The sequence below is a fragment of the Streptomyces sp. NPDC059895 genome (assembly GCF_042731035.1).
Lineage (GTDB): Bacteria > Actinomycetota > Actinomycetes > Streptomycetales > Streptomycetaceae > Streptomyces.
Genome location: NZ_JBHWKO010000076.1, coordinates 1 through 2,406, shown reverse-complemented (window position 1 = coordinate 2,406; position 2,406 = coordinate 1). Strand labels below are relative to the sequence as shown.

Sequence of the window (2,406 nt, the reverse complement as noted above, 5' to 3'; positions counted from 1 at the left end):
GCGGCGGGCCGGCCGCGGCGGCCTCGTGCGGCGCGGGGGGGCGGGGGGGGGCGGGGTCCCCCCACAACCCCCCCCCCCCGGGGGGGCCCCCGCCCGTGGGGGGCGCGGGCGCCCCCCCCCCCGCCGCCCTGCCCGCCCTCTGCCTGACGCAGATCACCAGCTGGGGCATCGTCTACTACGCGTTCCCCGTCCTGAATCCCGAGATCACGCACGCGACCGACTGGCCGGCGGGCGCGACCACCGCGGCCTTCTCCCTCGCGCTCGTCGTCTCCGCCCTCGCCGGAATCCGCGTCGGCCGGATCCTGGACCGGCGCGGCCCGCGCGCCGTCATGACCACCGGCTCCGCCGTCGGCACCGTCAGCCTGCTGCTCGTGGCCGCCGCCCCCAACCTGCCTGTCTTCTTCGCCGGTTGGGCCCTCACCGGGCTCGCGATGGCGACCACCTTCTACCAGCCAGCCTTCGCCGCCCTCACCCGCTGGTGGGCCCCCGACCACATCCGCGCGCTCACCATCGTCACCCTCGCCAGCGGACTCGCCTCCACCGTCTTCGCACCCCTGACCGCCCTGCTCGCCGAGCATCTCTCCTGGCGGCACACCTACCTGGCCCTCGCCGGACTGCTCGCCGTCCTGACCATCCCCACGCACGCCCTGGCCCTGCGCGCACCCTGGCCGCCCGCCCCAGCCGCCGCACCCCACCATGCCGACGGCACCACGCCCGTCGCCAGAAGCCGCCCGTTCTGGCTCCTCGCCGCAGCATTCACCCTGTCGGCATTCGCGATGTACGCCGTTGTCGTCGCCCTCGTCCCCCTGCTGCTCGAACGCGGCTACTCAACCGCCCAGGCCGCCTGGGTCCTCGGCATCGGCGGCGCCGGACAGACCCTGGGCCGCACCCTGTACGCCGCCCTCGCCCGACGTACGGCCGCGACCAGGCGCACCACGGTCCTCATCACCCTGGGCGGCATCACCACCATCGCCTTCGCCGTGACGCCAGGCCCGTACGTCCTGCTGATCGCCGTATCGGTCGCGGCCGGCATGGTGCGCGGCAATCTCACCCTGCTCCAGGCCACCGCCGTCACAGACCGCTGGGGCCACACCCACTACGGCCGTCTCTCCGGCCTCCTCTCGGCCCCGGCTACCACCGCCGCCGCACTCGCACCCTTCGCCGGCGCGGCACTTGCGCCCCTTCTCGGCGGCTACAACCACCTCTTCGGGTTGCTGGCCACCACATCACTCCTCGCCGCGCTCATCGCCACCTGCTCGGACCCCGCCGGAGTACGCAGAGGTCCACGTCCATCGCCGAGCTGACGGAGGACCACCGCCCCTGCAACCCGCTCCCGGACCGCTCTCCACGGCGATCTGGCGAGTGGATTCTCCGTTCCACCACTCCGAGAATCCGCGAACCCGCGCGTTTCGTGCGTGTTCGCAGCCAAGATCGGGAGGGACGAGGTCGGTCACCTCAGTGGCGAGTAGCGCTTCGTCGGGTTCGGCACACCACCCGGCGGTTCAGACAGGCCCTGTGCAACTGGCGCGATGCCCGATGGGCCGTGCGCGTCCTGGGACGCCCCTGGGCGCGGGTTCGTCGCCCGGGCCGTGCCGCCTCCGGGATCGGCGCACACTGCCGGGGCCACGCCAGAGCCGCCAACAGCGTCCTGGCGATCATGGAAGTGATGGCACACTGATGGGCTCAACTCGCCCACTCCACCTGGGAGATCACCTTATGAACGCCACCCGCGCCGCCGACACCCAGGGAGCCAAAGAGGCCGAGGTACGCACTGGCGGCTGCCTGTGCGGCCGCATCCGCTTCACCGCCCAGGGCCCGGCAGTCTTCCCCCACACCTGTGAATGTGATCATTGCCAGAAACTGGGCGGCACCCCCGTGATGTGGTGGGTGGGCTTCAAGACGATCACCTGGACCGGTGAGGGTGGCGAACCAACCTGGTACGAGACCTTCCCCAGTGAGGCGAAGCGCGGTTTCTGCCCTACCTGCGGCAGCCGCGTCGCGGCGATTGACAGCGACATCCCGGAGATCGGCATCAACGTCACGGCCCTCGACGACACGAGCGGCGAAGACCTCGTGCCGATCCACGCGTCCTTCCACGACAACGCCGTGCGCTGGCTGCCCTCGGTGGCACAGACAGAGCCCAGCGCGACCGGCTGACACCGCGGCAGTTCAGGGACACCCAAGGTACTAAGAAATATGTGGGGCTACTTCCTCGACGAAATCGAGCTGCCGCCCCACCGCGGGACGAAAGCGGAAGTGAGAGCCAGGGCTGGGTACGCCAAGCATCGGGGTACCGGTGACGAATTGCGAGCCCCGTTATGTTCTTCGCGGTCCTGCAAGAGGACCGCTGGCCTCCGGGCCCGGCATGACTGATGCCCCCTGTCGAAGGCATGACCTGGGGGGTGG

The 2,406-nt window shown here is 71.2% G+C and carries 2 protein-coding genes; both read left to right on the top strand.

Translation table 11 applies throughout. The annotated features are described in order from the left end of the window. Positions 1-95: 95 nt before the first annotated feature. Entirely contained in the window at positions 96-1,304 is a 1,209-nt protein-coding gene (locus ACFV9M_RS39765) for an MFS transporter (protein ID WP_385102700.1), read from the top strand. Between the two features lie 412 nt (positions 1,305-1,716). After that, positions 1,717-2,157 (top strand): GFA family protein, encoded by a 441-nt coding sequence (locus ACFV9M_RS39760; RefSeq protein ID WP_385079883.1) that lies wholly within the window; start codon positions 1,717-1,719, stop codon positions 2,155-2,157. The last annotated feature ends 249 nt before the right edge of the window (positions 2,158-2,406 follow it).

What these genes read in the sequence shown, in the direction of transcription:
- ACFV9M_RS39760 (WP_385079883.1), top strand. Translation starts at nt 1,717, where the DNA reads ATGAACGCCACCCGCGCCGCCGACACCCAGGGAGCCAAAGAGGCCGAG.